This window comes from Variovorax sp. GW821-FHT09D07 (genome assembly GCF_059416345.1).
In genome coordinates, this window is sequence record NZ_JBWKOY010000003.1 from 275,561 (window position 1) to 300,576 (window position 25,016).

Below are 25,016 nucleotides of genomic sequence, written 5' to 3' on the forward strand. Positions count from 1 at the left end.
GGCTTTGTGGGCCTGGCTGAGGGGTGTGGGTCTGTGCCCGGTAGGGCGCAAGCCCATGGTGACGCAAAGTGTATGCCGGGGTCTGCGACAGGTGTTTGCGTTTTTTGCCTCGGAAAAACGACTTTCAGAAAGAATCTTGCTTAACATCCACCCCTATGGAAAGCATTGACAAGTTCGACCTCGCTATCCTGCAAGAACTGCAGACCGATGGCCGCCTCACGAACGCCGAGTTGGCGCAGCGCGTGGGCCTGTCGGCGGCGCCCTGCTGGCGCCGCGTGCGCGCGCTGGAAGACGCCGGCTTCATCAAGGGCTACCGCGCCGAGATCGACCGCCACAAGATCGGGCTGGGCGTGCTCGCCTTCGTGCGCGTGGACACCGAGCGCGTCACCCACGAAGCCACGCGCAAGCTCGAGGACGCGATCCGCAAGATGCCCGAGGTGGTGGCCTGCCACTACATCAGCGGCACCGGCACCTTCGAGCTGCAGGTGGTGGCGCAGGACCTGAACGGTTTCTCGGCCTTCGCGCGGCAGAACCTCATGAACCTGCCGAACGTGAAAGACCTGCACACCAGCTTCTCGCTGGGCGAGGTGAAGGCCAACAGCGCGCTGCCGCTGGGGCACCTGGCGAAGTAGCCGCCCCTCCAGAAAAGAAAAAGGGCCGCCTCCCGCGAGGGAGCCGGCCCGTCCATCCGCCCGAGGGCGGTGCACCTTCTATCTGGTTAGAAGGTGATGTCCTTCTCGACGTCCTGCAGCTTGCGGCGGGCCAGCGCCAGGTTCGACTTCGCCTTGTCGAGCACGAAGTAGATGAACACGCCTTCCTTCTGCGCCATCGGGCGCAGCAGGTGGTACTGCTTGCCCAGCGTGATGAGGATGTCTTCGATGGTGTCGCTCAGGCCCAGCGCGCGCATCGTCTTGAGCTTGGCGCGCATCACTTCGGTGTTGCCGGCGGCGGCCACTTCGAGGTCCACGCCGGTGCCGGCGGCGCCCAGCATCATGCCGCTGGCGGAGTCGACCACGGCAGCGCACAGGGCGCCGTCGGCGGTCAGGAGGGTGTCGAGGCTGGTCTGGATCGAGGCCATGTCAGTAAGTCCTGTGAGTGAAATTCATGCGAATGAAAAAAGAGGGTGGAGACGTCGCATGCCAATCCGTCCCCGCCCGTGAATTCGTGGATAGGGCCTAGGACTGCGGCGCCTCGAGCGCCCGCACGCAGGCCGCCGTGCGGTACATCGCCTGCGCGAGCACCGCGTCGGCGTCGGCGATCACGTTCACCACCAGCGAGGTCTCGCCGCTGTGCACCGGGCTGACGAGCGCAAAGCCGTTGTCGGTCGCGACCGTGATGCAGGTGCAGCGGCCCAGGCCGGCCTCCTGCGACACCACCGCGCCGATGGCGGCGATCGAGCTGGCCATGGCGGCGATGCGTGCGGGCTCGACGTCGCGCCGCGCGACGCTGGCGATCTCGAAGCCATCGGGCGTGGCGATCACCACCGAGGCGATGCCCGTGACCTCGTCGAGCACGCGGCGCGCCTCGACCGCGGCGCGCAGCTTCAGGGCGTGGGGAATCTTCATGGTGCGGCCTCCTCGTCGAGCACTTCGATCTGCATCAGCAGCGTCTCGATCAGCGCGACCACGTCGTCCTTGCGGCGCGGGTCGACCGCCAGCAGCGGCAGCACCAGCCCGCGCGCCGCCAGCGCCTGCGCGTAGTCGTCGAGCGTGGGGGTGGGGTGCGACGGCAGGCGGCTCACGCCCACGGCGCAGGGCATGCGCTCGAGCGCGCCGGCGAAGCCGTCCAGGTACTGGGCCAGGTCGGCCATCGGGTCGGGCCGGCTGTTGTCCAGCAGGATCGCCAGGCCCAGCGCATCGCGCACCAGGATCTTCCACATGAAGTCGAAGCGGCTCTGGCCCGGCGTGCCGTACAGGCGCAGCCGGTCGCCGTTGTCCAGCGTCACCTGGCCGAAGTCGAGCCCCACCGTGGTGGTGGCCTTGGCGACCGAGGTGTCGGCGTTGGCGACCTCGGTGGCGATCGGCGCGGTCTCGCTGATGGCCGCGATGGCCGTGGTCTTGCCCACGCCCATCGGGCCCGTGAAGACGAGCTTGAAGTCCCTCATGCGGCGCCCCGTTCAGGCCAGCCCGAGGCGTCGGCGGATGCGCGAGAGCAGGCCCCGCTTGTGCTGCGCGGCCTCGCCGCCGGCGCCGGCCCCCGAGGGGCGCGGCGCGCGGGCTTCCTCCGACCAGGTCAGCGCGCCTTCTTCCTCCAGCAGGCCGAGGAAGGTGCTGCACTCCTGCACGTCGATGCGCCCCAGCACGCTGAGGCTTTCGGCCGACTGCGCGCTCTTGGACAGGGCCGCCGCCAGCCGCACGTAGATCGGATGGCGCTGCAGGGTCACCTGCGAGGGCCAGCGGATCAGCGAAGCGCGCGCGCGGATCGAGCGCACCATGGCGCGCGCCGCGTCGCCCGAGGCCCCGCTGGGCGCGACCTGGTTGAGCAGCGCGACCAGCTCTTCCGCGTAGATGGGGCGCGCCAGCGTGCGGCGCGCGGGCGCGGCGGCCACGGCCTCGCCGCGCGCCACCATCGGCACCACGAAGCGCGCGGCCGGCGTCTGCCGCTCGGCGGCCGGCGCATCGCCATCCACCAGCAACAGGTCGCAGGGCTGCGACTCGCTGACCGTCCACAACGACCGGAGATTGGAGCTGAGGCGAACGATGATCCGCAGCAGCTCGACCTCGACCTGAGGGAGCCCCATGACGCCCAAAACCAATGGCATACCTTCTTCCCTGAGCAATTGCTTTTAATAGTTCCTCATTGTTATATGTGTTAACTAATTGATGCGTTGTGTATCGATTCGATGCCCAAATTTGGACGTGCACCGAGAAGTAACGCACACGATGGGAGCGCCGGGCCGGCGTCGCGGCCCTTCGCAAGACCTCTGGGACACTGGGCCCCATGAATCCCGAAGAAGCTGGCCCACGGGCCCTGTCACACCTGCACACCCTGCGCCTGCTGACCGACGCCGAACACGCACAGGCGCTCGCGCACCCCGACCTGCCGAACGCGCCGCTGCGCACCCCGAGCGAAGCGCTGGGCTGGGCCGCCGCCAAGGGCATCGTCGCGCCGGAGGCGCTCCCCGGCCTGCGCGACCGCGCCGCCCCCGGTGCGCAAGACGAGGCGCACCGCACCGTGGCGAACGCGGTGGCCATGGTCAGCGGCCAGGCGCCGGCCTGGGTGCTGCTCGAGATCAGCCTCATGGCGAACCGCCTGGAAGACGGCGTGACTGAGAGCGCCCTCGATCAACTGCAGGCGCTGCAGTTGATCGATCCTGCGCAGCACGCACAAGCCCTCAGCCTGCTGCCCGCACAGGAACCCGAATGGGCGGCGCCCGCCTCGCCGGCCGCCACGCTGGCCTGGGCCGTGCGCACCGGCGTGCTGACGCCTGCGCAGCTGCAGGCGCTTGCATCGCCGATGTCCGCGGTCTCGCCGGAAGGCCGGCAGGTCGTGGCCGACGCGCTCGTCCGCACGGAGCGCAGCAGTGGCGGGCGCACGAAGACCGTGCGCACCCACAGCGTGACGTGGAGCTCCACTGGCGCCTCCGGCTCGCCCCGCGCGGGCAAGGTGATCGCTGTCGTGGCCGTGGTTGCCGTCGCGCTCTACCTCCTGTTCGCCCGGTAGGCGACAAGGGGTCCTGATAGCGACCGCCTAAAATGCTCGCCCACCGCTTCCCGCCGGGCGGCAAAGACACAAGGACCCCGAATGAACTCTCTACGCCGCGCCCTGGCCCTCGGCCTCGCTGCCGCCACGCTCGCTTTCGGTGCCCAGGCCCAGAACCGCGAACTCACCGTGGCCTCCAGCGCCACCTACGCGCCGTTTGCCTTCGAGAACAAGGACAAGCAGATCGTCGGCTTCGACATCGACATCATCAACGCCATCGCCAAGCAGCAGGGCCTGAAGATCAAGATCGTCAACACGCCGTTCACCGGCATCTTCGGCGCGCTGAACAACGGCGACGTCGACCTCGTGATCTCGGGCGTCACCATCAACGAGAAGCGCAAGCAGAGCTACGACTTCACGCCGCCGTACTTTGCGGCCCGCCAGCTGATCGCGCTGCCGAAGAACAGCACCGTGGCCTCGCTGAAGGACCTCACGGGCAAGAAGATCGCCGTGGTCAGTGCCTCCACCGCCGACGACATCGCCTCGCGCGAGTTCGGCAAGACCAGCCCCAACATCCGCCGCTTCGAGAGCACGCCGCTCATCATTTCCGAGCTGGCCGGCGGCGGCGTCGATGCCGCCATGGGCGACAACGGCGTGATCGCCTACCGTGTGTCGCAGCACCCCGAGCTGAAGACGCTGGACGACAAGTCCTTCCCCGAAGAGGGCTTCGGCATCGTCGTGAAGAAGGGCGACAAGGCGCTGCTGGACAAGCTCAGCGCCGGCCTGGCGGCCATCCGCGCCGACGGCAGCTACGTGACGATCTACAAGAAGTGGTTCAACAAGGACCCGAACGTGCGCTGAGCCGCACGGCATTTTCCTGAACACGGCCGCCCTCACGCGGCCGTTTCGTTTTTCCGCTGACCGACAGATAGACAGAGAGTTGAGGACGCAAGCATGGAACAACCAGTGCTGCTTTTCGGATGGTTCCGCTGGGACATCCTCGTGGAATACAAGGACCTGTTCTGGCAGGGCGCCTGGATGACGCTGCGCATGACCGTGGTCTGCGTGCTGCTGGGCGCGAGCTGGGGCCTGTGCCTGGCGCTGGCGCGGCTGGCGCAGGCGCGCCATGCGCCGTGGACCTGGCTCACGCGCGTGTTCCTGCGCTGGCCCGCCACGGTGTACGTGAGCTTCTTCCGGGGCACGCCGCTGTTCGTGCAGATCCTGCTCATCCACTTCGCGGTGATGCCGGTGTTCATCCACCCGAGCACGGGCCTGCTCATCGACGGCGAACTGGCGCGCACGCTCAAGCAGGAGCACGGCGCGCTCATCTCCGGCGTGGTTGCGCTCACGCTGAACTCGGCGGCCTACATCTCCGAAGTGTTCCGCGCCGGCATCCAGTCGATCTCGCGCGGGCAGTTCGATGCCGGCCGCTCGCTGGGCCTGAGCCCGGCGCAGGTGATGCGCTACGTGGTGCTGCCGCAGGCCTTTCGCCGCATGCTGCCGCCGCTGGGCAACAACGCGATCGCGCTGCTCAAGGACACCTCGCTGGTGTCGGCCATCGGCCTGGCCGAGCTGGCCTACGCCGCGCGCACCGTGGCCGGCGCCTATGCGCGCTACTGGGAGCCGTACCTGGCGATCTCGGTGGTGTACTGGGTGATGACGTTGGTGCTGACCACGCTGCTGCGCCGTCTCGAACACCGTCTCGCGCGCAGCGACCGGGGCTAGGCGCGCCGCCTCGCGCCACAATAGCGCGACATGCCGCCCATATCCCCCGAAGAGACACCCCTCCCGCCGGCCCGGCCGCAGCCCTCGAACCTCGCGGCGCTCGAGCCCCTGAAGCTCCCCGTGTTCCGCATGCTGTGGAGCACCTGGCTCATCGCCAACATCTGCATGTGGATGAACGATGTGGCGGCGGCGTGGATGATGACCTCGCTGACCACCTCGCCGATCTGGGTCGCGCTGGTGCAGTCGGCCTCCACCCTGCCGGTGTTCCTGCTCGGGCTTCCGAGCGGCGCGCTGGCCGACATCCTCGATCGCCGGCGCTGGCTGGTGGCCACGCAGTTCTGGCTGGCCGGCACCGCCGTGGTGCTGTGCGCCGCCATCGCTCTCGACGTGATGACCGCGCCGCTCTTGCTGGCGCTCACCTTCGCCAACGGCATCGGGCTGGCGCTGCGCTGGCCGGTGTTCTCGGCCATCGTGCCCGAGCTGGTGCCGCGCCAACAACTGCCGGCGGCGCTGGGCCTGAACGGCATCGCCATGAACGCCTCGCGCATCGTCGGCCCGCTCACGGCCGGCATGCTGATCGCGAGCGCAGGCAGCGTGTGGGTGTTCGCGCTCAACGCGGTGCTGTCGGTGGCCTCGGGCTTCGTGGTGCTGCGCTGGCGCCGCGAGCACACGCCCAACCCGCTGGGGCGCGAGAAGCTCATCAGCGCGATGCGCGTGGGCGTGCAGTTCGTGCGCCAGTCGCAGCGCATGCGCGCGGTGCTCACGCGCGTGTCGCTGTTCTTCTTCCACTCGACCGCCCTGCTGGCGCTGCTGCCGCTGCTGGCACGCAACCTCCAGGGCGGCGGCGCCGGCACCTTCACGCTGCTGCTGGCCGCCATGGGCACGGGCGCGATCATCGCGGTGCTCTTCTTGCCGCGGCTGCGCCAGGCGCTCGGGCGCGACCAGCTGGTGCTGCGCGGCGCCATGCTGCAGTCGGCGGCCACGGCCGTGATGGCCGTGGCGCCCAACGCCTGGGTCGCGGTGCCGGCGATGTTCTTCGGCGGCATGGCGTGGATCACGGTGGCCAATTCGCTGTCGGTGTCGGCCCAGCTGGCGCTGCCCGACTGGGTGCGCGCGCGCGGCATGTCGACCTACCAGATGGCGATCATGGGCGCGAGCGCGATCGGCGCGGCGCTGTGGGGCCAGGTGGCCACCGTCACGTCGCTGAAGCTGAGCCTGGCCATCGCCGCCGTGAGCGGCACGCTGCTGATGCTCGCCGCCATGCGCTGGGTGACCGACGTGAGCGGCGAAGACGACGTGCGCCCCGCCCAGGCCGGCTGGGCCACCGGCCCGCCGGCCGAGGCGCCGCAGGAAGACGGCCGCGTGGTGATCACGGTCGAGTACCTCATCGACCCGTCGCGCGCCGCGGCCTTCCACCTCGTGATGCAGCAGACCCGGCGCGCGCGCCTGGGCCAGGGCGCGATCGGCTGGGAGCTGCTGCACGACATCGCGCAGCCCGAGCGCTACGTGGAGCAGATCGTGGACGAGTCGTGGACCGACCACCTGCGCCGCTTCAACCGCGCCACCGCCGCCGACATGGCGCTGCGCGAGCGCCGGCTGGCCTTCCACCTGGGCGAATCGCCGCCGGTGATCACGCGCTTCGTGGTGCGGCGCTGAGCAGGGCCGTCAGCGGAAGAAAGCCAGCCGCGCGAGGAAGGTGTGGTCGGCCTCCGCCGCCATCAGCCCGACCAGCACCAGCAGGCACAGCGGCGGCAGCAGGATCGCGTAGACCAGCGCCATCCGCTCCCACGCCATGTGCATGAAGACCGCGACGATGAGCCCGGCCTTCAGCAGCATGAAGACGATGATCAGGCCCCAGCGCAGGTAGCCCTGCACGTGCAGGTAGTCGACCATGTACGACATCGCGCTGAGCACGAAAAGGAGCCCCCAGATCTTCAGGTACAGGCCGATCGGGTGCTGCTGGCCGGTGGTGGCGTGGGTGGTGTTCATGATGATGGTCCTCACCAGAGATAGAACAGCGCGAAGATGAAGACCCACACCAGGTCGACGAAGTGCCAGTACAGGCCCACGATCTCGACCACCTGGTAGTTGCCGGCCTTGTCGTAGTCGCCGCGAATGAGCTTGAAGGCCACCGCGAACAGCAGCACCACGCCGGCCGACACGTGCAGCCCGTGGAAGCCCGTGATCATGAAGAAGGCCGCGCCGAACTGCGCCGCGCCCATCGGGTTGCCCCAGGGCCGCACGCCCTCCTCCAGGATCAGCTTGGACCACTCGAAGGCCTGCATGCCCACGAAGAGCTCGCCGAAGGTGGCGGTCACGAGCATCAGCGTGGCGGCGTTCACGCGATCGCCGCGGTAGGCGAAGTTGACCGCCATCGCCATCGTGCCGCTGCTGCTGATGAGCACGAAGGTCATGATCGCGATCAGCAGGAGCGGCACGTCGGCCCCGCCCACGTGCAGCGCGAACACCTCGCTCGGATTGGGCCAGGCCACGGTGGTCGAGACGCGCACCGTCATGTAGCCCGTGAGGAAGCAGCTGAAGATGAAGATGTCGCTCAGCAGGAAGATCCACATCATGGCCTTGCCCCACGAGACGTGGAAGGCCTGGCGGTCGGACGACCAGTCGGCCACCAGCCCGCGCCAGCCGCTCGTGGCGACGGCGGAGCCGGTGAGGGTTGCGGTGCTGGAGTTCATGCGAAGCCTCCTCACGCCGTGCCGCAGAGGACGCGCGCCACCTCCGGCGTCACCCACCCCAGCAGCGCGAACAGCGCCAGCCACACGGCCAGCATGAAGTGCCAGTAGCGCGCGCACAGCGCGATGCGCCATCCGGCCCGGGCGGGGTCGGCCCACGCGACGCGCGCCGCCATCGCCCACCCGACCAGCCCGCCCGCCAGGTGCAGCCCGTGCATGGCGGTCAGCAGGTAGAAGAAGCTGCCCGACGGGTTGCCCGCCGGCAGCACCTGCGCGTGCGCCATCGCGGCCCAGGCCCACAGCTGCACGCCGAGAAAGCCCACCGCGCACAGGCCGCCGGCCAGCAGCAGGCGGCGCATGCGCGCCGGGTCCATGCGGCGCGAGGCGGCTTCCAACGCCACGCTGCCCGCCACCAGCAGCGCCGAGCTGAGCCACAGCTGCCACGGCAGCGCGAGCGCGACCGCGTCGCCGCTGCTCATGCGCATCACGTAGGCCACGGTGAACAGGGAGAACAGCGCGGTGACCACGCCCATGAAGACCCACAGGCCGATGCCCGCCGCGCTGGCGTGCGCGTCGCGCAGCCGCACATCGCGGGGCAGGCCGCGCAGGCGCAGGGCGGCGTCCGCGTTCATGCCGGTGCTCCGCGCGCGCCGCTCACCGGCACGTCGTCCTTGTCGTCGCCCGCCTGCGGCGGCGCGTTCTGCGCGATGAAGTCTTCCGCCGCGCCCGGCACGCCGTAGGCGTAGGCCCAGCGGTAGGCCACGGGCAGCCGCGGCCCCCAGTTGCCGTGGCCGGGCGGCGTCTCGGGCGTCTGCCATTCGAGCGAGGCGGCGCGCCACGGGTTGGCGCCGGCCGGCCGGCCGCGCCAGGCGCTCCAGGCCAGGTTGACGATGAAGAGCAGCTGCGCCGCGCCGACCACCAGCGCGACCACGGTGATGAATTCATTCAGGCTGAAGGCCGACGGCGGAATGAACTTGTAGCCGTCGAAGTTGTAGTAACGCCGCGGCATGCCCAGCACGCCGAGGTAGTGCATGGGAAAGTAGATCGCGTAGGTGCCCAGGAAGGTGATCCAGAAATGCAGCCGGCCGAGCCGGTCGTCCAGCATGCGCCCGGTGATCTTGGGGAACCAGTGGTAGATGCCGCCGAACACCACCAGCAGCGGCGCCACGCCCATCACCATGTGGAAGTGCGCCACCACGAAGTAGGTGCCCGACAGCGGGATGTCCACGCTCACGTTGCCCAGGAAGAGGCCCGTGAGCCCGCCGATGACGAAGGTGCACACGAAGGCCAGCGCGAACAGCATCGGCACCGACAGGTGGATGTCGCCGCGCCACAGCGTGAGCAGCCAGTTGTAGACCTTGATCGCCGTGGGCACCGCGATGACCAGCGTGGTGGTGGCGAAGAAGAAACCGAAGTACGGGTTCATGCCGCTCACGAACATGTGGTGCGCCCACACCACCACGCTGAGCCCGCCGATGGCCACGATGGCCCACACCATCGTGCGGTAGCCGAAGATGCGCTTGCGCGCGTGCACGCTGATCAGGTCCGACACGATGCCGAAGGCCGGCAGCGCCACGATGTAGACCTCGGGGTGGCCGAAGAACCAGAACAGGTGCTGGAACAGCAGCGGGCTGCCGCCCTTGTGGCCCGACAGCTGCCCCATCGACACCAGCGCCGGCATGAAGAAGCTGGTGCCCACCGTGCGGTCCAGCAGCAGCATCACGCCGCTGACGAACAGCGCCGGAAAACCCAGCAGCGCCAGCACCGTGGCCACGAAGATGCCCCACACCGTGAGCGGCATGCGCAGCAGCGTCATGCCCCGGCAGCGCGCCTGCAGCACGGTGGTCGCGTAGTTCAGGCCGCCCATGGTGGTGGCCACGATGAAGATCAGCAGCGACACCAGCATCAGCACGATGCCGCCGCCGTGGCCCGGCGTGCCGGGCAGGATCGACTGCGGCGGGTACAGCGTCCAGCCCGCGCCGGTGGGGCCGCCCGCGACGAAGAAGCTGGCCATCAGCACCACCACCGACAGCAGGTAGACCCAGAAGCTCAGCATGTTGAGGTAGGGGAACACCATGTCGCGCGCCCCCACCATGAGCGGGATCAGGTAGTTGCCGAAGCCGCCCAGGAACAGCGCCGTGAGCAGGTAGATCACCATGATCATTCCGTGCATGGTCACGAACTGGTAGTAGCGCTCGGCGTTGATGAACTCGAACTGGCCCGGAAACCCCAGCTGCAGCCGCATCAGGTTGGACAACACCAGGCCGACCACGCCCACCGCGATGGCGGTGCAGGCGTACTGCACGGCGATCACCTTGTGGTCCTGGCTCCAGACGTAGCGGCGCAGGAAGCCCTGCGGCGCCAGGTGGCCGGCGTCGTCGTCATGGTCATCGGCATGGGTGAGCACAGCAGCGTCGGTCATCGCGCGGCCTTCTGTTCGGTGGCAGCCTGCGCCGGCGGGCTGCCCAGACTCTGGATATAGGCCACCAGCGCGGCCAGCTCCTCCTCGCTCAGGTCGATCTTCGGCATCACCGGCGGGAAGCCCTTCACGTGGCGGGCCTGCGGGTCGCGGATGAAGCTGCGCAGGTAGGCCTCATCGACCAGCGCGGTGCTGCCGTCGGCCATCGACTCGGTCTTGCCGTACAGGCCCTTCCAGGTCGGCCCCACGCGTGTGCTGCCGTCGATGGTGTGGCAGGCCACGCAGCCCTTGGCGTCGGCCAGCGCGCGGCCCTGGTCGACGCGGCCGCCACCGCCGGCCGGTGCCTGGGCAGCCTGCGTCGCCTTGGCCGCTTGCGCCAGCTGCATCGCGCCGAAGGTCGGCAGCGCCGTGCGCCAGGCGTCGTAGGCCGCCGCGTCCTCCACCACCACGAAGCCGCGCATGTTCGGATGGCCCACGCCGCACAGCTGCGCGCACAGCGCCTCGTAGCGGCCCGCGACGGTCGGCGTGAACCAGAAGCGGCTCACCTGCCCCGGCACGATGTTCATGCGGGCGCGGATGGGCGGCACGAAGAAGTCGTGCAGCACGTCGTGGGAGCGCATCAGCACCAGCACCGGCTGGCCGATCGGCAGGTGCACCTCGTCGCCGGGAACCAGCAGGTCGTCCCGCCCCGCCGCGTCGGCCGGGTCGAGCCCGAAGGGGTTGGCGGCGCTGACGAAGCGCGCATCGGTCGCGCCCAGCTTGCCGTCCGCGCCCGGCAGGCGAAAGCGCCACTGCCACTGCTGGCCCAGCACCTCGAGCACGCGCGCGTCATGCGGCGTGCGCACGTAGTTCGCGTACACCACGAGGCCGGGCGCCAGCAGCGCCATGATGCCGACGGTGGTGCCGCCGATGAGCCAGCGCTCCAGCGTGCGGCTCTCGGGCGCATGCGGCGCCACGCGGCGCCCCTCGCGGTGGCGAAAGCGCACCACGGTGTAGGCGAGGAACAGGTTGATGACGACGAAGAACAGGCCCGTGATGAGCAGCGTGATGGTCAGCGTGTCGTCCATGCGCTGCCAGTTGGAGGCCAGCGGCGTCGTCCACCACGGGTTGACGGCGTGGAACGCCACCGAGGCCACCACGATGAGCAACAGGACGACGGCGATGGTCATGTGCTGCGCTCCCTGGGGTGGCCATCGTGGGTTCCGGGAGTCGCATGCGCGGCGGCTTCAGCGGATCGCCGGAATCCGCGGCTCTTCGCCCTCGAAGCGGGCCTCGGGGTGCGTGGCCTCCAGCATCGCCTCGACCTCGCGCACGCGCGACGGCGGCAGGTCGACCATCAACAGGACCTGGCCCTGCGCGATGGCGCTCTCGAAACGCGCCAGCCGCGGGCTCGGGATCGACACGCCGACCATGGTGGCCGACCATGCGCCCACCACGCCGCCCAGCAGCGCCAGGCCCACGGCCACGGCCCATTCGGGCTCGTCGCCGAACACGGGGAACAGCAGCGCGGCCAGCAGGCCGACGACCACGCCGCAGGCGGTGCCGAGCACCCAGCCGGTCTTGGCGGCGTGAACGAGGTCGGAGGTCTGCCAGACGTTGGCCGCATGGAGCCCGGCCATGTCCTGGCCTTCGCGTGCGGCGAAATGCAGGTGCGCGATGTCGACACGCGCCTGCAGCAGATCGTGCATGGCCTGCCTGGCACTCGCCAGGTCCGGCAACAGCCAATAGATGCGTCTTTTCACGGCGCCTCCTTTCCGTCTTGCGACGAGCAAGAGACCATGCTTGAGTTATAGGCTCAACAACGGCCGCATTCAAGTCGGCGCGCCATCGGGACCGACCCGGTGAGTACGGAAGTTCGTCGGTTTCCAGAAGGGCAATTGCACTGAATAATCCGCCGCTCCAGGCCCCCACGGCCTCATGAAAAACAAGAAGGAGCAAACGACATGCGCATGGAGCGAGGCCCCCGGTTTTCCCACTTTTCTCGGTTCTCTTTTCCCCGCCGTCATCCGGCATCCCCCCTTCCCTGGCTCGCGGCCGCCCTTGCAGGGCTCGCAGGCGGCGCCGCGCACGCGGCCTGCGGCCCCACCGCCACGCCGGTCACCGGCGACACGGTGGTCTGCGACGGCACCACGACCGTATCGCCCAGCGTGATCGCCACGCCGGGCAGCACCGGCGTCACCATCACCGTGAACAGCGGCGCCACGCTGACCACCAACGCCACGCAGGCGCTGCTGGTGCGCGATGCGAGCACCATCACCAACAACGGCACCATCACGGTGTCGGGCGGCTCGGGCTCGGCGCGCGCGGCGATGGTCGCCACGGGCAACGACAACACGCTGACCAACAACGGCACCCTGAGCACCACGAGCAGCGGCACCGCGGGCATCCTGGTGACGTCGAACAGCAGCACGCGCACGCGCATCACCAACAACGGCAGCATCGCCACCACGGGGGGCAGTTCGCATGGCATCTCCCTGCTGGGCCCGGGCAACACGGTGGTCAACAACGGCAGCATCTCGGCCATCGGCACCTCGGCCAAGGGCGTGTACCTGCAGGGCGGCAACCTCGTGGCCAACCTGCTGGTGAACACCGGCAGCATCGCCACCACGGGCGCCAACTCGCCGGCGGGCGGCGCCGACGCGGTGCATGCGAACACGCTCGGCGGCACCTTCTTCTCGCGCGTGGAGAACCGGGCCGGCGCCTCGTTCTCGAGCGCCAACGGCTACGGCTACCGCGGCCAGAACGGCAACGACGTGCTGGTCAACGCCGGCACCATCGAAGGCCACGGCGGCACCGCCAGCACCGACGCGATCTACATGGGCGCGCTCGGCAACGGCACGCTGATATTGCAGACCGGCTCGGTCATCAAGGGTGGCGCCGACGGCGGCGTCGGCAAGACGGCCAGCACCTTTCTCGAAGGCAGCGGCACGGTCGACAACGCCTTCCGCAACTTCCAGCACCTGACGATGCGCGGCACCGCGTGGTCGTGGCAGACCGACGCGAGCTTCTCGGATTCGATCCGCGTCGAGTCCGGCCGCTTCACCCTGCCCGCCACGCTGACCAGCCCGGTCATCGCGGTGTTGCCCGGCACCACCGTGGCCGGCACCGGCACCTTCGCGGGCAACGTCACCAACCAGGGCACGCTGCTGCCCGGCCCGAACGACGGCGTCGGCTTCGGCGCCTTCACGGTGCGCGGCAACTACGTGGGCGGCAGCGGCGCACTGCTGCAGGTCAACACCGTGCTGGCGGGTGACAACGCGCCCTCGGACAAGCTGGTGATCGACGGCGGCGCGGCCACGGGGTCCACCGGCCTGCGCGTGGTCAACCGCGGCGGCCTGGGCGCGCCCACGCTGGCCGACGGCATCCTGGTGGTGCAGGCCGTCAACGGCGGCACCACGGCCGACCACGCGTTCTCGCTGACCCATGCGGTGGAGGCCGGTGCCTACAACTACCGGCTGTTCCGCGGTGGCGCGACAGGCAGCAACCGCGACAACTGGTACCTGCGCAACAACGGCTACCTCGTGGGCGGCACCGTGGTGGGCTCGCTGGAGGAAGCCGCCGAGGTGATCGCCGAGACAGGCTCGCCGGCGACGGTGGAGCAGGTCAAGCTCTACCGGCCCGAGGTGCCGCTGTACAGCGCCCTGCCGATCGCCGTGCGCCGCCTCGGGCTGGCGCAGCTGGGCACCTTCCACGACCGGCAGGGCGATGCGCAACTGCTCGCGGACGGTGAAGGCCGGCAGGCCTCGTGGGGCCGCGTGTTCGGCGAAAGCACGCGGCAGCGCCTGCGCGGCGATGCCAATCCGCAGTTCGACGGCAGCGTGAGCGGCCTGCAGCTGGGCCACGACTTCCTGGCGGCCACCGACAGCGCGGGCGGGCGCCACCGCGTCGGCGTGCTGGGCGGCTACACGCGGGCCAGCGGCCACGCGAGCGGCGTGGCCGGCGGCGCCACCAACGAGGCGGCCGGCCGGCTCACCGTCGAGGGCTACAGCCTGGGCGCCTACTGGACGCGCATCGCGAGCAGCGGCTGGTACAGCGACGCCGTGCTGCTGGCCACGCGCTACAAGGCCGATGCGCGCTCCACCCTGGGGCGCGGCGGCCGCCCGCACGGCACCAGCGTGACCGCATCGCTCGAGGCCGGCTACCCGCTGGCGCTGAGCGACACCGTCACGCTGCAGCCGCAGGTGCAGCTGATCTGGCAGCGCAGCTCGCTCGACGACTTCGACGACGGCCTCTCGACCGTGCGCTTCCAGCGCGACAACGCCGTCACCGGCCGGCTGGGCGCGCGACTCGAAGGCCGCTTCGAGGCAGGCGGCGGCGTCTGGAAGCCCTACCTGAAGCTCAACCTGTGGCACACCTTCAGCGGCAGCAACGCGATCTACTTCGGGCCGAGCGACCGGGTCGCCAACCGCCGCAACGCGAGCGCCCTCGAAGTGGGCGGCGGCATCGTCGGGCAGGTGAACAAGACGCTGTCGGTCTACGGCGGCCTGGCCTACACCAGCGCCATCGGCATCACCGAACAGACCGGCGTGCAGGGGCAACTGGGGCTGCGCATGCGCTGGTGACCCCGGGGCGCCGGGTGCCCGGACGGCTCGACTTTTGACCGTCCGTGCAAATTTGATGGCATGCGGTTTGCTTGATAAAGATCAACGGGTATCCACGGATAGCCAGTCTTTTTTGACCGTATGGATAATTTAGCCCATCATCCCGTCCGCCCGCCACGAGGTACACCCCGATGAATCACCCCCCCTTGCGCAGCCGCTTCTGGTCCGACCTGACCAGTGAAGAGTTCTCCCGCCTCGACCGCGAACGGCTGATCGCCGTGCTGCCGGTGGGGGCGACCGAACAGCACGGCCCCCATTTGCCGATGTCGACCGACACCGCCACCATCGACGGCATGGTGCGCGCCAGCCTGCCCTACCTGCCCGACGACCTGCCGGTGCTGTTCCTGCCCACCGTGCCCTACGGCAAGAGCAACGAGCACTCGCGCTACCCGGGCACGCTCACGGTGTCGGCCAACACGCTGATCTCGCTGTGGAAGGACGTCGGCGCCTGCGTCGCCAAGGCCGGCGTGCGCAAGCTGGTGCTCTACAACAGCCACGGCGGCCAGATGAGCGTCATGGACATCGTGGCGCGCGACCTGCGCGAAGAGCACGACATGATGGTCGTGGCCGCCAACTGGTACACGCTGGGCCTGCCCGAAGGCCTGTTCACCGCGCACGAAGGCAAGCACGGCATCCATGCCGGCGACCTCGAGAGTTCGGTGATGCTGCACCTCACGCCCGATTACGTGCGCAAGGATCAATTCCAGAACTTCGGCTCCATGACCGAGCAGCTGGCGGCCGAAAACAAGTTTCTTTCGATCACACCCAGCGGCAAGCTCGGCTGGCAGATGCACGACATCAACCCGGCCGGCGCCGCCGGCGACGCCACGCGCGCCAGCGCCGAGAAGGGCGCCGCGGTGCTCGACCACGTGGGCCAACGCTTCGTCGAGCTGCTGCACGAGATCGACCGCTTCCCGCTCTCGCGCCTGGCCAACGTTCCGGCCTGGCGCTGACGCCAAGGAGTCCCATGGAAAGCACCACGCCATCCACGCCGCCTCTGGTCCGCCTGCGCAACGTCGGCAAGCGTTTTGCCAATGGCACGCTCGCCCTGCAGGGCATGACGCTCGACATCGGCGAGCACGACTTCGTCAGCTTCCTGGGCCCCTCGGGCTGCGGCAAGAGCACCGCGCTGCGGCTGATCGCCGGGCTCACGCGCATCAGCTCGGGCGACATGCAATGGTCGGGCGCCAACACCGGCAGCGCCAAGGACAGCAAGAGCGACCGCGACCTGGGCTTCGTGTTCCAGGAGCCCACGCTCATGCCCTGGACCAAGGTGTTCGACAACGTCTGGCTGCCACTCAAGCTCGCGGGCATGAGCCGCGACGAAGCCGCGCCGGTGGTGCAGCACGTGCTGGAACTGGTCGGCCTCTCGCGCTTTGCCGACGTGTACCCGCGCGAGCTCTCGGGCGGCATGAAGATGCGCGTGTCGATCGCGCGCGCGCTGGTCACGCACCCGCGCCTGCTGCTCATGGACGAGCCCTTTGCCGCGCTCGACGAAATGACGCGCATCAAGCTCAACAACGACCTCCTGGCCATCTGGCGCGAGCACCGCTTCTCGATCGTGTTCGTCACGCACAGCGTGTACGAGTCGGTGTACCTGTCGAACCGCATCGTCGTGATGGCGGCGCGGCCGGGCCGGGTGATCGACGAGATCGCCATCGACGAGCCCTACCCGCGCGGCGAGGCCTTCCGCACCTCCAGCCGCTACAACGCGCACTGCACGGCTGTTTCGCAATCTCTGCACGGAGCGCTCCATGGCCTCGACATCGACCATTGAAACCGTGATGCCCCTCGACACCAACGAAGCCACGCCGTCCGCCGAGACGCTGCGCGCGCACGAAGACAAGCTGCGCCGGCGCGAGGCGACGCTGCGCATCGTCGTGCCGGTCGTCATCGTCGCGGCGCTGCTGCTGGTGTGGGAATGGATGGTGCGCGCCAACGACATCCCGCACTACATCCTGCCCGCGCCCTCGCTCATCCTGCGCACGCTGTTCGACAACTGGGGGTCGCTCTCGGGCGCGCTGTGGTTCACGGTGAAGCTCACGCTGCTGGCGCTGGGTGCCGCCATCGTCGGCGGCGTGCTGCTGGCGATTGCCTTCGCGCTGTTCAAGTGGGTGGAGATCGGCCTGTTCCCGATCGCCGTGATCCTGCAGGTGACGCCGATCATCGCGATCGCGCCGCTCATCTTGATCTACGTGTCGAGCACCACGGCGGCGCTGCTGCTGTGCGCGTGGATCGTGGCCTTCTTCCCCATCCTGTCGAACACCGTCATCGGCCTGAAGAGCGCCGACAGCAACCTGCGCGACCTGTTCCAGCTGTACAAGGCCTCGCCCTGGCAGACCTTCCGCTACCTGCTGGCGCCCAGCGCGCTGCCGTACTTCATGGCGGGCCTGAAGATCGCCGGCGGCCTGAGCCTGATCGGCGCGGTGGTGGCCGAGTTCACGGCCGGCACGGCGGGCAAGGAAACGGGGCTGGCCTCGCGCATCCTCGAGTCGAGCTTCCGCACCGAGATCCCGATGATGTTCGCGGCGCTGCTGCTGGTGTCTCTGCTGGGCATCGTGATCTTCATCGTGTTCGCCGCCCTGTCGCGCCTCGTGCTCGGCCACTGGCATGAAAGCGAAATGCGCCGTGAACGCTAGAACCCCGCTGTCCACCGTCGACTGGGATGCCGTGCGCGAGGACCTGCGCGGCCTGAACGTGATCGCCACGCCCAGTCAGCGCAAGCAGCTGTCGAAGGACTTCTACTGGTACAGCCCGATCCTCACGGCGCAGCTCGCAGGCTGCGTGGCCGACCTCGTGGTCAAGGTCAGCACCGAGGACGACGTGCGCCAGGCCGCGGCCGTGGCCGCCAAATGGAAGCTGCCGCTCACCGTGCGCGCGGGCGGCACCGGCAACTACGGCCAGTGCGTGCCGCTCGAAGGCGGCCTCGTGCTCGACGTGACGCAGATGTGCCGCGTGCTCGACCTGGCCGAGGGCCGCATCCGCGTCGAGGCCGGCGCGCGCATGCACGACATCGACCTGGCCGCGCGCGAGACCGGGCAGGCGCTGCGCATGTGGCCCTCGACCTGGCACGTGGCCAGCATCGGCGGCTTCATCGCGGGCGGCTTCGGCGGCATCGGCTCGTTCCGCCACGGCATCCTGCGCGACCCGGGCAACCTGCTGCGCGCGCGCGTGATGACGGTGGAGCGCGAGCCGCGCGTCATCGAGCTGGTGGGCGACGAGATCCAGCAGGTGCACCACGCCTACGGCACCAACGGCGTGATCCTCGACGTGGAAGTGGCGCTGAGCCCGGCGGTCGACTGGGTGCACTGCACGGCGCTGTTCGACACCTACCGCGGCGCGCTCGACTTCGGCATCGCCGCGCAGGCGCCTTCGCTGGACATCTTCCTGCTGTCGACCGTGGAGGCACGCTTCTCGCCCTACTACACGGCCATGGGCGATCGCTTTCCGCCCGACCGGCACGCGGTGTTCACCATGGTCTCGCCCGACTCGATGGCCGAATTCCGCGCGCTCACGGCGGCGCACGGCGGCACCCTGTCGGTGGCCGGCACCGAGGCCGAGCTGCAGGCCGAGGGCCTGCCGCCGGCCTACGAGTGCGCCTTCAACCACACGACGCTGCAGGCGCTGAAGGCCGACCGCAGCTGGACCTACCTGCAGGTGGCCTACGCCCAGCCCTTCGACCCTGCCGTGGTCGAGCGGCACATGCAAATCTTCGGCGACGACGTGCTGCAGCACCAGGACTTCGCGCGCGCCAACGGCCAGTGCGGCACCTTCGGCATCCTGCTCGTGCGCTGGAAGGGCGAGGCCCACCAGTACGAGGTGATGCGCGAGATCGAGTCGGAAGGCGGCGCGCAGATCTTCAACCCGCACGTCTTCACCATCGAGGACGGCGGCATGAAGACCATCGACACGCAGCAGATCGAGTTCAAGAAGCGCAGCGACCCGATGGGCCTGATGAACCCCGGCAAGACGCGCGGCTGGACGCCCGACATGGCCGTCGAGCGCTGAAAAACAATTAGTCTTCGCATCCCGTCCCCACCCCAACCTCCACAGGAGTCCGTCCCCATGCGCATCCCCGCTTTCTCTCTTCGGCCGCTGGCCTTCGGCCTGGCCCTCGCAGGCGCCGCCTTCGCCGCACAGGCCCAGGACAAAGTGGTGTTCGCCACCAACTGGAAGGCGCAGGCCGGCCACGGCGGCTTCTACCAGGCGCTGGTGGACGGCACCTACAAGAAGTACGGGCTCGACGTGGAAATCATGCAGGGCGGCCCGATGGTCAACAACCGGCCCATGCTGCCGGCCGGCAAGGTCGACTTCCTCATGACCGGCAACCTGCTGCAGTCCTTCGACAACGTGAAGAACGGCGTGCCCACCGTGGTGGTCGCCGCCATCTTCCAGAAAGACCCGCAGGCCATGTTCGCCCACCCGGGCCAGGGCTACGACACCTTCAAGGACATGACGAAGGCACCCGTGGCCTTCATCGGCAAGGATGGCCAGTTCAGCTTCTGGCAGTGGATGAAGTCGGAGCACGGCTTCAAGGACGCGCAGCTCAAGCCCTACACCTTCAACGTGGGCCCGTTCCTGGCCGACAAGAAGTCCATTCAACAGGGCTACGCCATCTCGGAACCGCTGTCGATCAAGGCCCAGGCCGGCTTCGACCCGGTGGTGCACCTCCTGGCCGACCACGGTTTCTCGACCTACGCCACCACCATCGAGACCCGCGCCGACCTCATCAAGACCAAGCCCGAGACGGTGCGCAAGTTCATCGAGGCCTCGATCGTCGGCTGGAACAACTACCTGTACGGCGACAACAAGGCCGCCAACGAGCTCATCGCCAAGACCAACCCCGACGCCACGCCGGCCGCGCTGCAGGGCTCCATCGATCTCATCAAGAAGATGGGCATCATCGACAGCGGCGACTCGCTCACCAAGGGCATCGGCGCCATGGACGAAGCACGCGTGAAGGACTTCTACGACAAGATGGTCAAGGCCGGCCTGTACAAGCCGGGCGAGATCGACCTGTCGAAGGTCGCGACCACGCAGTTCGTCAACAAGGGCGTGGGTGTCGACATCCGCAAGAAGCTCACCGGCAAGTAATTCGCTTCGTTTTTTCCCGTGGGTCGCGCGGGGCTTGCGCCGGGGTCAGATGCCGGCGCCTGGGTTGCCATAAGGCACTGCGCGGCCTTTGTTCCCTTGGGCTCTGACCCCGTCTCGCCGAACAGGCGAACCGGCCCGAACCATGAAAACGCTCGTCGTCCATTGCCATCCGAACCCTGACAGCTTCAACCACGCGCTGTACCGCACCGCCCTCGAGGCCCTCACGCCGCGACATCCCGTCAAGGCCATCGACCTGTACGCCGAGGGCTTCGACCCGACGCTGACACGCGAAGAGCGCATCGCCTACCTCGACAACCCCGAACTGATCCGCGAACGCGTGAAACCCCACGTCGAAGCGCTGCTGTGGGCCGAGCACCTGGTGTTCGTCTACCCCACCTGGTTCCATGGACCGCCGTCCATGCTCAAGGGCTGGCTCGAGCGCGTGTGGCTGCCGGGCGTGGCCTTCCTGCCCGCCGAGCGCAAGGGGCAACTCGCGAAGTCGGGCATGCGGCACATCCGCCGGCTGACGGTGGTGACCACCGGCGGCTCGCCGCGCTGGTTCGTGATGGCCATCGGCGACCCGGGGCGGCGGCTGTTCACGCGCGCGCTGCGGGCGCTGTTCGCGTGGCGCTGCAAGGTGACGTGGCTGCAGCTGCACGACATGAACGCCGTCACCGACCGCGACCGCACCCATTTCATCGCGCGCGTGGCGCGCACGCTGCACAACATCCAGTAGACACGCAGGGAGACACACACCATGAGCCTCGAACGCACGCTGACCGTCCGTGTCGAACGCATCTCGCGGCAGACGCCGGAAATCCTGGCCTTCGAGCTGGCGCATCCGTGGGGCCGGCCGCTGCCCGGCTACGAGGCCGGTGCGCACATCGACGTGCACATGCCCGGCGGCTTCTCGCGCCAGTACTCGCTGGCGCGCGCGCCCTCGGGCAGCGGCGGCTACGTGATCGGCGTGAAGCGCGAGCACGCCAGCCGCGGCGGCTCGGCCTCGATGCACGAGCGCGTGCGCGAGGGCGACCTCATTGCGATCAGCGCACCGCGCAACACCTTCCCGCTGCGCGCCGAAGCCCGCCGCCACCTGCTGCTGGCCGGCGGCATCGGCATGACGCCGCTGCTGGCCATGGCGCAGGCGCTGGCCGCGCGCGGCGCCGACTTCACGCTGTGCGTGTTCGCGCGCAGCGAGGAACACCTGGCCTTCGCCGAGGCGCTGCACGCGCCCGCGCTGGCGCCGCACCTGAAGCTGCACCTGGACCAGGGCGATGCGACGCAGCGCATCGACTTGCGCGCGCTGCTGGCCGAGCGCGCGCCCGACACGCACCTGTACGTCTGCGGCCCCGGCGGCTTCATGCAGGCGGTGCGCGAGGCCGCCGCGCACTGGCCCGAAGACGCGTTGCACACCGAGTACTTCGCCGCGCCCACCGGCACGGCCGCCGCCACCACGGGCCTGCCCTTCACGCTGAAGCTGGCGCGGCGCGGCATCGAAGTGCCGGTCGCGGCCGACCAGACCGCGGTCGACGCGCTGCACGAAGTGGGCATCGACATCCCCGTGTCGTGCCAGCAGGGCCTGTGCGGCACCTGCGTGGTCGAGGGCGACGGCGAAGGCGCCGAGCACCGCGACTTCTGCCTCACGGGCACCGAGCGGCGCACCAAGGTGGCGCTGTGCTGCTCGCGCGCCAAGGGCCCCGACCTGGTGCTGCAGCTGTGAGCGTGACGGACACCGACAGCGAAGCCCCCGCCACGCGCGGGCGTTCGCGCAAATACACGCAGGTGCTGGGCCTCATCAACCAGGCCGCCATCGAGGTGTTCGCCAGTGAAGGCCTGGCCGGCGCCTCGACGCAGGCCATCGCCGACAAGGCGGGCCTGTCGAAGGCGCAGCTGCATTACTACATCGAGAGCAAGGAGGCGCTGTACCGCCAGGTGCTGCAGGACATCCTGACCGACTGGATCGTGGTGTTCGGCTTCAGCGACGAGGCCTTCGGCCCGCGCAAGGTGCTGGGCGACCTCATTCAGCGCAAGATGATGTTCTCGTTCGAGCATCCGCTGCGTTCGCGCATCTTCACCGCCGAGATGATGCGCGGCGCGCCCGTCATCAACAGCATGATGGACACGAGCAAGCAGCGCACCGACCAGGCCGCCGCCGTGATCCAGAACTGGATGAACCAGGGCCTCATGGACAAAGCCGACCCGATGCTGGTGCTGTTCCACATCTGGGCCGTGACGCAGTTCTATGCCGACCACGCCACCCAAGCCGCCTACTACCGCAACACGGCGCAGCAGGGCGACGACAAGGACCGCCGCTACCTGATCGAGCAGGTGACGGAGTTCCTGCTCAAGGGCGCGGGCGTCAAGTAGCCGCGCGCTGCGGCAGGTACATCGTGGCCTCTACCTCGACGAGCACCTCGTCGCCCGGCAGGAAGCGCGACACCTCGACCACCGTGCTCACCGGCGGCTCGCCCGGATAGAACAGGCCGCGCACGCGGTTGTAGAAGGCGTAGTGCGGCAGGTGGCGGAAGTACTGCACCAGCTTCACCACGTCTTCCATGGTGCCGCCGTGCTCGGCGGCGATCTGGCGGATGCGCTCCAGCACGAACCAGCTCTGCGCCACGATGGGCGCCTCGAAGATGTCGACCGACATCTGGCCCGTGGCATAGCCCACGCCCTGCAGCGCGGTGCGGGCTTCTTCCGGAATGGCGTCGTAGCCCGCCACCGCGCGGCGCGTGGCCGGGTCGACGGCGACCACGCCGCTCATGAAGACGAAATCGCCGACGCGCTTGGCGGCGGCATAGTTGGCCATCGGCTTGCCCATGCTCATGGTGTGTTCTCCAGTGCCCGGCCTGCGCGGTAGACGGTGCGTTGCCGTCCGCGCGGGCCGATGAGTTCGTGTTCGTCGGTGGCGGCCAGCACCACCAGGTCGGCCGGGCAGCCCGGCGCGATGCGGCCGTCCCACGCGAGGCCCAGCGCCTTCGCGGGGTTCACGGTGATGGTGTCGAGCCAGTCGGCGGCGGGCGCCAGGTGCGCCATCTGGACGCCCAGGCCGAAGGTCTCGAGCAGGTCGTAGCTGCCGTAGGGATAGAAGGCGTCCTGCACGTTGTCGGTGGCCAGGCTCGCGCGCAGGCCGTGCGCCGCGGCCTCACGGATGCGCGTGATGCCGCGCGCCACGGGCGTGCGGTCCCACGCACCCTGCAGGTAGAGGTTGGTGGTCGGCAGCGCGACGAGGTGCAGTCCGGCGCCGGCGCACAGCGTGAGCGTTTCGGCGGCCACGGCATCGTCCTGCACCGAGAGCGAGCAGGCGTGGCCGCAGACCACGCGGCCCTTGAAGTCGCGCGCGCGCACCAGCTGCGCGATGCTGCGCAGGCCGCTGGCGTCGGTGTCCAGGCCTTCGTCGACGTGGAAGTCGAGCCCCAGCCCGTGCTGCTGCACGAGGTCGAACACGCGGCCCAGCTTGGCGAAGAGGCCGTCGTTGCGGTAGATGAAAGCGCCCAGCGAACCGCCCGCGCGCTTCACCTCGCGCGCGATGCGCTCGCCGGCGGCGAGGTCGGCGAACACGTCGAGCGGCACGAGCGCGACGAACTGCAGCTCGATGCGGCCGGCCCATTCCTCGCGCAGCGCCTCGAACACGGCCAGCGCGGCCGGCGGTTCGAGCTCGACCCAATCGAGGTGCGTGCGCAGCGCGCGCGTGCCGGCGCGCCAGGCCTCGTGCAGCGCGCGCTCCATGCGCAGGCGCAGCGATGCGCCGGTCCAGCTCGCGCGGTGGCGGCCCATGCGCTCGATGGCGGTGAACAGGTCGCCCTGCGCGGCGCCGACGTCCTGCACGGTGAAGTTCTTGTCGATGTGCGCGTGCGCCTCGACGAGTGCGCTCAGCAGCGTGCCGCGCGCCTGCGTCTGCGAGGCGCTGGGCGCGATGGCCGCGACCTTGTCGCCCTCGATCGTGACGTCGAAGACCTGCGCATCGCCCGCTGCGAAACCACGCAGCGGCGCGGGAATGCGCAGCGCTTCGAGCGTCGTCGTCATGCGCGCTGGCGCCAGTCGCGCAGCCAGCCCAGGCCGGCCGAGGTGCCGCCGGGCTCCATGCCGCGGCGCGGGCGGTACTCGCAACCGACCCAGCCTTGCCAGCCGCACTGCGCCGAAACCTCGTCGATCACGTCGAAGAGGTAGTCGTAGTTCTGCTCGCCCACATCGGGCTCGTGGCGCTCGGGCACGCCCGCGATCTGCAGGTGGCCGACGCGGCCGGTCGGCAGGTACTGGCGCAGCTTCATCGCCACGTCGCCCTCGACGATCTGGCAGTGGTACAGGTCCATCTGCACCTTGAGGTTGGCGGCGCCCACGGTCTCGACGATCTGGTGCGCGTGGTCCTGCCGGTTGAGGAAGAAGCGCGGAATGTCGCGCGTGTTGATCGGCTCGATCAGCACGTCGCGCCCGGCCTTCGCGGCCTCGGCCGCGGCCCAGCGCAGGTTCCCGACATAGACGGCCTCTGCCGCCTCGCGCGTGAGGCCTTCGGGCACGAGGCCGGCCATGACGTGGATGCGCGGGCAGTCGAGCGCCACGGCGTAGTCGATGGCTTTCGCAATGCCTTCGCGGAACTCGCCCTCGCGCCCCGGCAGGCAGGCCAGGCCGCGTTCGCCGCCGGCCCAATCGCCAGGCGGGCCGTTGAACAGCACCTGCTGCAGGCCGTTGTGCTTCAGGCGCGCGACGATCTCTTCTTTCGAGAAGTCGTAGGGAAAGAGGTACTCGACGGCCTGGAAGCCGTCTTTCGCGGCGGCGTCGAAGCGGTCGAGAAATGCGAGCTCCGGGTAGAGCATCGAGAGGTTGGCGGCGAATTGGGGCATGGGG

At 69.1% G+C, this 25,016-nt stretch carries 27 protein-coding genes; 14 read left to right on the forward strand and 13 right to left on the reverse strand.

Translation table 11 applies throughout. From position 1 onward, the window contains the following. Positions 1 to 155: 155 nt before the first annotated feature. Complete coding sequence (locus AC07OX_RS12720) at positions 156 to 632, forward strand: Lrp/AsnC family transcriptional regulator (protein ID WP_062478228.1); 477 nt, start codon at positions 156 to 158, stop codon at positions 630 to 632. Between the two features lie 86 nt (positions 633 to 718). Here the strand turns inward: AC07OX_RS12720 and AC07OX_RS12725 are convergent, their stop codons facing one another. The 4 genes from AC07OX_RS12725 to AC07OX_RS12740 all read right to left on the reverse strand — a co-directional run bounded on the left by AC07OX_RS12725 (position 719) and on the right by AC07OX_RS12740 (position 2,761). Further along, positions 719 to 1,078 (reverse strand): hypothetical protein, encoded by a 360-nt coding sequence (locus tag AC07OX_RS12725; RefSeq protein ID WP_307695214.1) that lies wholly within the window; start codon positions 1,076 to 1,078, stop codon positions 719 to 721. A gap of 97 nt (positions 1,079 to 1,175) precedes the next feature. Next, positions 1,176 to 1,565: a roadblock/LC7 domain-containing protein gene (locus AC07OX_RS12730; protein ID WP_495261372.1), complete on the reverse strand. Its 390-nt coding sequence runs from the start codon at positions 1,563 to 1,565 to the stop codon at positions 1,176 to 1,178. Beyond that, on the reverse strand, positions 1,562 to 2,104 hold the full coding sequence (locus AC07OX_RS12735; protein WP_070063237.1) for a GTP-binding protein: 543 nt from the start codon (positions 2,102 to 2,104) through the stop codon (positions 1,562 to 1,564). The genes AC07OX_RS12730 and AC07OX_RS12735 overlap by 4 nt, the downstream gene beginning before the upstream one ends. A 12-nt stretch (positions 2,105 to 2,116) precedes the next feature. Then, positions 2,117 to 2,761, reverse strand: coding sequence for a hypothetical protein (locus AC07OX_RS12740; protein ID WP_139700769.1), 645 nt, complete (start codon positions 2,759 to 2,761; stop codon positions 2,117 to 2,119). 179 nt (positions 2,762 to 2,940) lie between these two features. Between AC07OX_RS12740 and AC07OX_RS12745 the strand changes: the two genes are divergently transcribed. The 4 genes from AC07OX_RS12745 (at position 2,941) to AC07OX_RS12760 (ending at position 7,023) form a co-directional block, all read left to right on the forward strand. Next, complete coding sequence (locus tag AC07OX_RS12745) at positions 2,941 to 3,663, forward strand: hypothetical protein (protein WP_495261371.1); 723 nt, start codon at positions 2,941 to 2,943, stop codon at positions 3,661 to 3,663. A gap of 81 nt (positions 3,664 to 3,744) precedes the next feature. Continuing rightward, entirely contained in the window at positions 3,745 to 4,503 is a 759-nt protein-coding gene (locus AC07OX_RS12750; protein ID WP_095950484.1) for a basic amino acid ABC transporter substrate-binding protein, read from the forward strand. A gap of 93 nt (positions 4,504 to 4,596) precedes the next feature. Continuing rightward, positions 4,597 to 5,367 carry an amino acid ABC transporter permease gene (locus tag AC07OX_RS12755; protein ID WP_062479621.1) on the forward strand — a complete coding sequence of 257 codons (771 nt, stop codon included), beginning with the start codon at positions 4,597 to 4,599 and terminating at the stop codon, positions 5,365 to 5,367. A gap of 30 nt (positions 5,368 to 5,397) precedes the next feature. Then, complete coding sequence (locus AC07OX_RS12760; protein WP_095950483.1) at positions 5,398 to 7,023, forward strand: MFS transporter; 1,626 nt, start codon at positions 5,398 to 5,400, stop codon at positions 7,021 to 7,023. 9 nt (positions 7,024 to 7,032) lie between these two features. On the opposite strand, the gene AC07OX_RS12765 is transcribed toward AC07OX_RS12760, so the two are convergent. From AC07OX_RS12765 to AC07OX_RS12790, 6 genes are read right to left on the reverse strand one after another with little or no spacing between them, the layout of a single operon-like run. Further along, entirely contained in the window at positions 7,033 to 7,356 is a 324-nt protein-coding gene (locus AC07OX_RS12765; RefSeq protein ID WP_495261370.1) for a cytochrome C oxidase subunit IV family protein, read from the reverse strand. 11 nt (positions 7,357 to 7,367) lie between these two features. Then, on the reverse strand, positions 7,368 to 8,060 hold the full coding sequence (locus AC07OX_RS12770) for a heme-copper oxidase subunit III family protein (RefSeq protein WP_070063243.1): 693 nt from the start codon (positions 8,058 to 8,060) through the stop codon (positions 7,368 to 7,370). Positions 8,061 to 8,071: 11 nt separating this feature from the next. Beyond that, positions 8,072 to 8,689: a cytochrome c oxidase subunit 3 family protein gene (locus AC07OX_RS12775; protein ID WP_495261369.1), complete on the reverse strand. Its 618-nt coding sequence runs from the start codon at positions 8,687 to 8,689 to the stop codon at positions 8,072 to 8,074. After that, positions 8,686 to 10,479 (reverse strand): cytochrome c oxidase subunit I, encoded by a 1,794-nt coding sequence (ctaD, locus tag AC07OX_RS12780; protein ID WP_495261368.1) that lies wholly within the window; start codon positions 10,477 to 10,479, stop codon positions 8,686 to 8,688. Before ctaD ends, AC07OX_RS12775 begins: the two co-directional genes overlap by 4 nt. Next, the gene (locus tag AC07OX_RS12785; protein ID WP_495261367.1) at positions 10,476 to 11,645 is read right to left on the reverse strand and encodes a c-type cytochrome; all 1,170 of its coding nucleotides are present in this window, start codon (positions 11,643 to 11,645) and stop codon (positions 10,476 to 10,478) included. Before AC07OX_RS12785 ends, ctaD begins: the two co-directional genes overlap by 4 nt. Before the next feature lie 57 nt (positions 11,646 to 11,702). Beyond that, entirely contained in the window at positions 11,703 to 12,218 is a 516-nt protein-coding gene (locus tag AC07OX_RS12790; RefSeq protein WP_062479635.1) for a hypothetical protein, read from the reverse strand. 201 nt (positions 12,219 to 12,419) lie between these two features. On the opposite strand from AC07OX_RS12790, the gene AC07OX_RS12795 reads away from it, so the two are divergent. The 9 genes from AC07OX_RS12795 (at position 12,420) to AC07OX_RS12835 (ending at position 22,538) form a co-directional block, all read left to right on the forward strand. Then, positions 12,420 to 15,038, forward strand: a complete 2,619-nt coding sequence (locus tag AC07OX_RS12795; protein WP_495261366.1) for an autotransporter family protein — start codon at positions 12,420 to 12,422, stop codon at positions 15,036 to 15,038. 170 nt (positions 15,039 to 15,208) lie between these two features. Further along, on the forward strand, positions 15,209 to 16,030 hold the full coding sequence (locus tag AC07OX_RS12800; RefSeq protein WP_062479637.1) for a creatininase family protein: 822 nt from the start codon (positions 15,209 to 15,211) through the stop codon (positions 16,028 to 16,030). A gap of 14 nt (positions 16,031 to 16,044) precedes the next feature. Further along, positions 16,045 to 16,854: an ABC transporter ATP-binding protein gene (locus tag AC07OX_RS12805; RefSeq protein WP_062479639.1), complete on the forward strand. Its 810-nt coding sequence runs from the start codon at positions 16,045 to 16,047 to the stop codon at positions 16,852 to 16,854. Further along, positions 16,832 to 17,716 carry an ABC transporter permease gene (locus AC07OX_RS12810; RefSeq protein WP_216360118.1) on the forward strand — a complete coding sequence of 295 codons (885 nt, stop codon included), beginning with the start codon at positions 16,832 to 16,834 and terminating at the stop codon, positions 17,714 to 17,716. The genes AC07OX_RS12805 and AC07OX_RS12810 overlap by 23 nt, the downstream gene beginning before the upstream one ends. After that, positions 17,688 to 19,085 carry an FAD-binding oxidoreductase gene (locus tag AC07OX_RS12815; RefSeq protein ID WP_495261365.1) on the forward strand — a complete coding sequence of 466 codons (1,398 nt, stop codon included), beginning with the start codon at positions 17,688 to 17,690 and terminating at the stop codon, positions 19,083 to 19,085. Before AC07OX_RS12810 ends, AC07OX_RS12815 begins: the two co-directional genes overlap by 29 nt. Positions 19,086 to 19,142: 57 nt before the next feature. After that, positions 19,143 to 20,171 (forward strand): ABC transporter substrate-binding protein, encoded by a 1,029-nt coding sequence (locus tag AC07OX_RS12820; RefSeq protein WP_070063250.1) that lies wholly within the window; start codon positions 19,143 to 19,145, stop codon positions 20,169 to 20,171. A 142-nt stretch (positions 20,172 to 20,313) separates the two neighbouring features. After that, positions 20,314 to 20,907 carry an NAD(P)H-dependent oxidoreductase gene (locus tag AC07OX_RS12825; protein ID WP_062479647.1) on the forward strand — a complete coding sequence of 198 codons (594 nt, stop codon included), beginning with the start codon at positions 20,314 to 20,316 and terminating at the stop codon, positions 20,905 to 20,907. Between the two features lie 21 nt (positions 20,908 to 20,928). Then, positions 20,929 to 21,891: a PDR/VanB family oxidoreductase gene (locus AC07OX_RS12830; RefSeq protein WP_070063251.1), complete on the forward strand. Its 963-nt coding sequence runs from the start codon at positions 20,929 to 20,931 to the stop codon at positions 21,889 to 21,891. Further along, positions 21,888 to 22,538, forward strand: a complete 651-nt coding sequence (locus AC07OX_RS12835; RefSeq protein WP_159274126.1) for a TetR family transcriptional regulator C-terminal domain-containing protein — start codon at positions 21,888 to 21,890, stop codon at positions 22,536 to 22,538. Before AC07OX_RS12830 ends, AC07OX_RS12835 begins: the two co-directional genes overlap by 4 nt. On the opposite strand, the gene AC07OX_RS12840 is transcribed toward AC07OX_RS12835, so the two are convergent. Genes AC07OX_RS12840 through otnI form a run of 3 tightly spaced genes read right to left on the reverse strand, consistent with a single transcriptional unit; the run spans position 22,531 to position 25,012 of the window. After that, positions 22,531 to 22,998: a RidA family protein gene (locus AC07OX_RS12840; protein WP_062479653.1), complete on the reverse strand. Its 468-nt coding sequence runs from the start codon at positions 22,996 to 22,998 to the stop codon at positions 22,531 to 22,533. The two genes, AC07OX_RS12835 and AC07OX_RS12840, sit on opposite strands and share 8 nt — an antisense overlap. Further along, positions 22,995 to 24,197, reverse strand: coding sequence for an amidohydrolase family protein (locus AC07OX_RS12845; protein ID WP_495261364.1), 1,203 nt, complete (start codon positions 24,195 to 24,197; stop codon positions 22,995 to 22,997). Before AC07OX_RS12845 ends, AC07OX_RS12840 begins: the two co-directional genes overlap by 4 nt. Next, positions 24,194 to 25,012 (reverse strand): 2-oxo-tetronate isomerase, encoded by an 819-nt coding sequence (otnI, locus tag AC07OX_RS12850; RefSeq protein ID WP_495261363.1) that lies wholly within the window; start codon positions 25,010 to 25,012, stop codon positions 24,194 to 24,196. The genes AC07OX_RS12845 and otnI overlap by 4 nt, the downstream gene beginning before the upstream one ends. Positions 25,013 to 25,016 lie beyond the last annotated feature (4 nt).

What these genes read in the sequence shown, in the direction of transcription:
- AC07OX_RS12740 (WP_139700769.1), bottom strand. Translation starts at nt 2,761, where the DNA reads ATGCCATTGGTTTTGGGCGTCATGGGGCTCCCTCAGGTCGAGGTCGAG.
- AC07OX_RS12810 (WP_216360118.1), top strand. Translation starts at nt 16,832, where the DNA reads ATGGCCTCGACATCGACCATTGAAACCGTGATGCCCCTCGACACCAAC.
- AC07OX_RS12765 (WP_495261370.1), bottom strand. Translation starts at nt 7,356, where the DNA reads ATGAACACCACCCACGCCACCACCGGCCAGCAGCACCCGATCGGCCTG.
- ctaD (WP_495261368.1), bottom strand. Translation starts at nt 10,479, where the DNA reads ATGACCGACGCTGCTGTGCTCACCCATGCCGATGACCATGACGACGAC.
- AC07OX_RS12735 (WP_070063237.1), bottom strand. Translation starts at nt 2,104, where the DNA reads ATGAGGGACTTCAAGCTCGTCTTCACGGGCCCGATGGGCGTGGGCAAG.
- AC07OX_RS12830 (WP_070063251.1), top strand. Translation starts at nt 20,929, where the DNA reads ATGAGCCTCGAACGCACGCTGACCGTCCGTGTCGAACGCATCTCGCGG.
- AC07OX_RS12800 (WP_062479637.1), top strand. Translation starts at nt 15,209, where the DNA reads ATGAATCACCCCCCCTTGCGCAGCCGCTTCTGGTCCGACCTGACCAGT.
- AC07OX_RS12840 (WP_062479653.1), bottom strand. Translation starts at nt 22,998, where the DNA reads ATGAGCATGGGCAAGCCGATGGCCAACTATGCCGCCGCCAAGCGCGTC.
- AC07OX_RS12770 (WP_070063243.1), bottom strand. Translation starts at nt 8,060, where the DNA reads ATGAACTCCAGCACCGCAACCCTCACCGGCTCCGCCGTCGCCACGAGC.
- AC07OX_RS12745 (WP_495261371.1), top strand. Translation starts at nt 2,941, where the DNA reads ATGAATCCCGAAGAAGCTGGCCCACGGGCCCTGTCACACCTGCACACC.
- AC07OX_RS12795 (WP_495261366.1), top strand. Translation starts at nt 12,420, where the DNA reads ATGCGCATGGAGCGAGGCCCCCGGTTTTCCCACTTTTCTCGGTTCTCT.
- AC07OX_RS12785 (WP_495261367.1), bottom strand. Translation starts at nt 11,645, where the DNA reads ATGACCATCGCCGTCGTCCTGTTGCTCATCGTGGTGGCCTCGGTGGCG.
- AC07OX_RS12825 (WP_062479647.1), top strand. Translation starts at nt 20,314, where the DNA reads ATGAAAACGCTCGTCGTCCATTGCCATCCGAACCCTGACAGCTTCAAC.
- AC07OX_RS12815 (WP_495261365.1), top strand. Translation starts at nt 17,688, where the DNA reads ATGAAAGCGAAATGCGCCGTGAACGCTAGAACCCCGCTGTCCACCGTC.
- AC07OX_RS12720 (WP_062478228.1), top strand. Translation starts at nt 156, where the DNA reads ATGGAAAGCATTGACAAGTTCGACCTCGCTATCCTGCAAGAACTGCAG.
- AC07OX_RS12820 (WP_070063250.1), top strand. Translation starts at nt 19,143, where the DNA reads ATGCGCATCCCCGCTTTCTCTCTTCGGCCGCTGGCCTTCGGCCTGGCC.
- otnI (WP_495261363.1), bottom strand. Translation starts at nt 25,012, where the DNA reads ATGCCCCAATTCGCCGCCAACCTCTCGATGCTCTACCCGGAGCTCGCA.
- AC07OX_RS12750 (WP_095950484.1), top strand. Translation starts at nt 3,745, where the DNA reads ATGAACTCTCTACGCCGCGCCCTGGCCCTCGGCCTCGCTGCCGCCACG.
- AC07OX_RS12730 (WP_495261372.1), bottom strand. Translation starts at nt 1,565, where the DNA reads ATGAAGATTCCCCACGCCCTGAAGCTGCGCGCCGCGGTCGAGGCGCGC.
- AC07OX_RS12805 (WP_062479639.1), top strand. Translation starts at nt 16,045, where the DNA reads ATGGAAAGCACCACGCCATCCACGCCGCCTCTGGTCCGCCTGCGCAAC.
- AC07OX_RS12760 (WP_095950483.1), top strand. Translation starts at nt 5,398, where the DNA reads ATGCCGCCCATATCCCCCGAAGAGACACCCCTCCCGCCGGCCCGGCCG.
- AC07OX_RS12725 (WP_307695214.1), bottom strand. Translation starts at nt 1,078, where the DNA reads ATGGCCTCGATCCAGACCAGCCTCGACACCCTCCTGACCGCCGACGGC.
- AC07OX_RS12755 (WP_062479621.1), top strand. Translation starts at nt 4,597, where the DNA reads ATGGAACAACCAGTGCTGCTTTTCGGATGGTTCCGCTGGGACATCCTC.
- AC07OX_RS12845 (WP_495261364.1), bottom strand. Translation starts at nt 24,197, where the DNA reads ATGACGACGACGCTCGAAGCGCTGCGCATTCCCGCGCCGCTGCGTGGT.
- AC07OX_RS12775 (WP_495261369.1), bottom strand. Translation starts at nt 8,689, where the DNA reads ATGAACGCGGACGCCGCCCTGCGCCTGCGCGGCCTGCCCCGCGATGTG.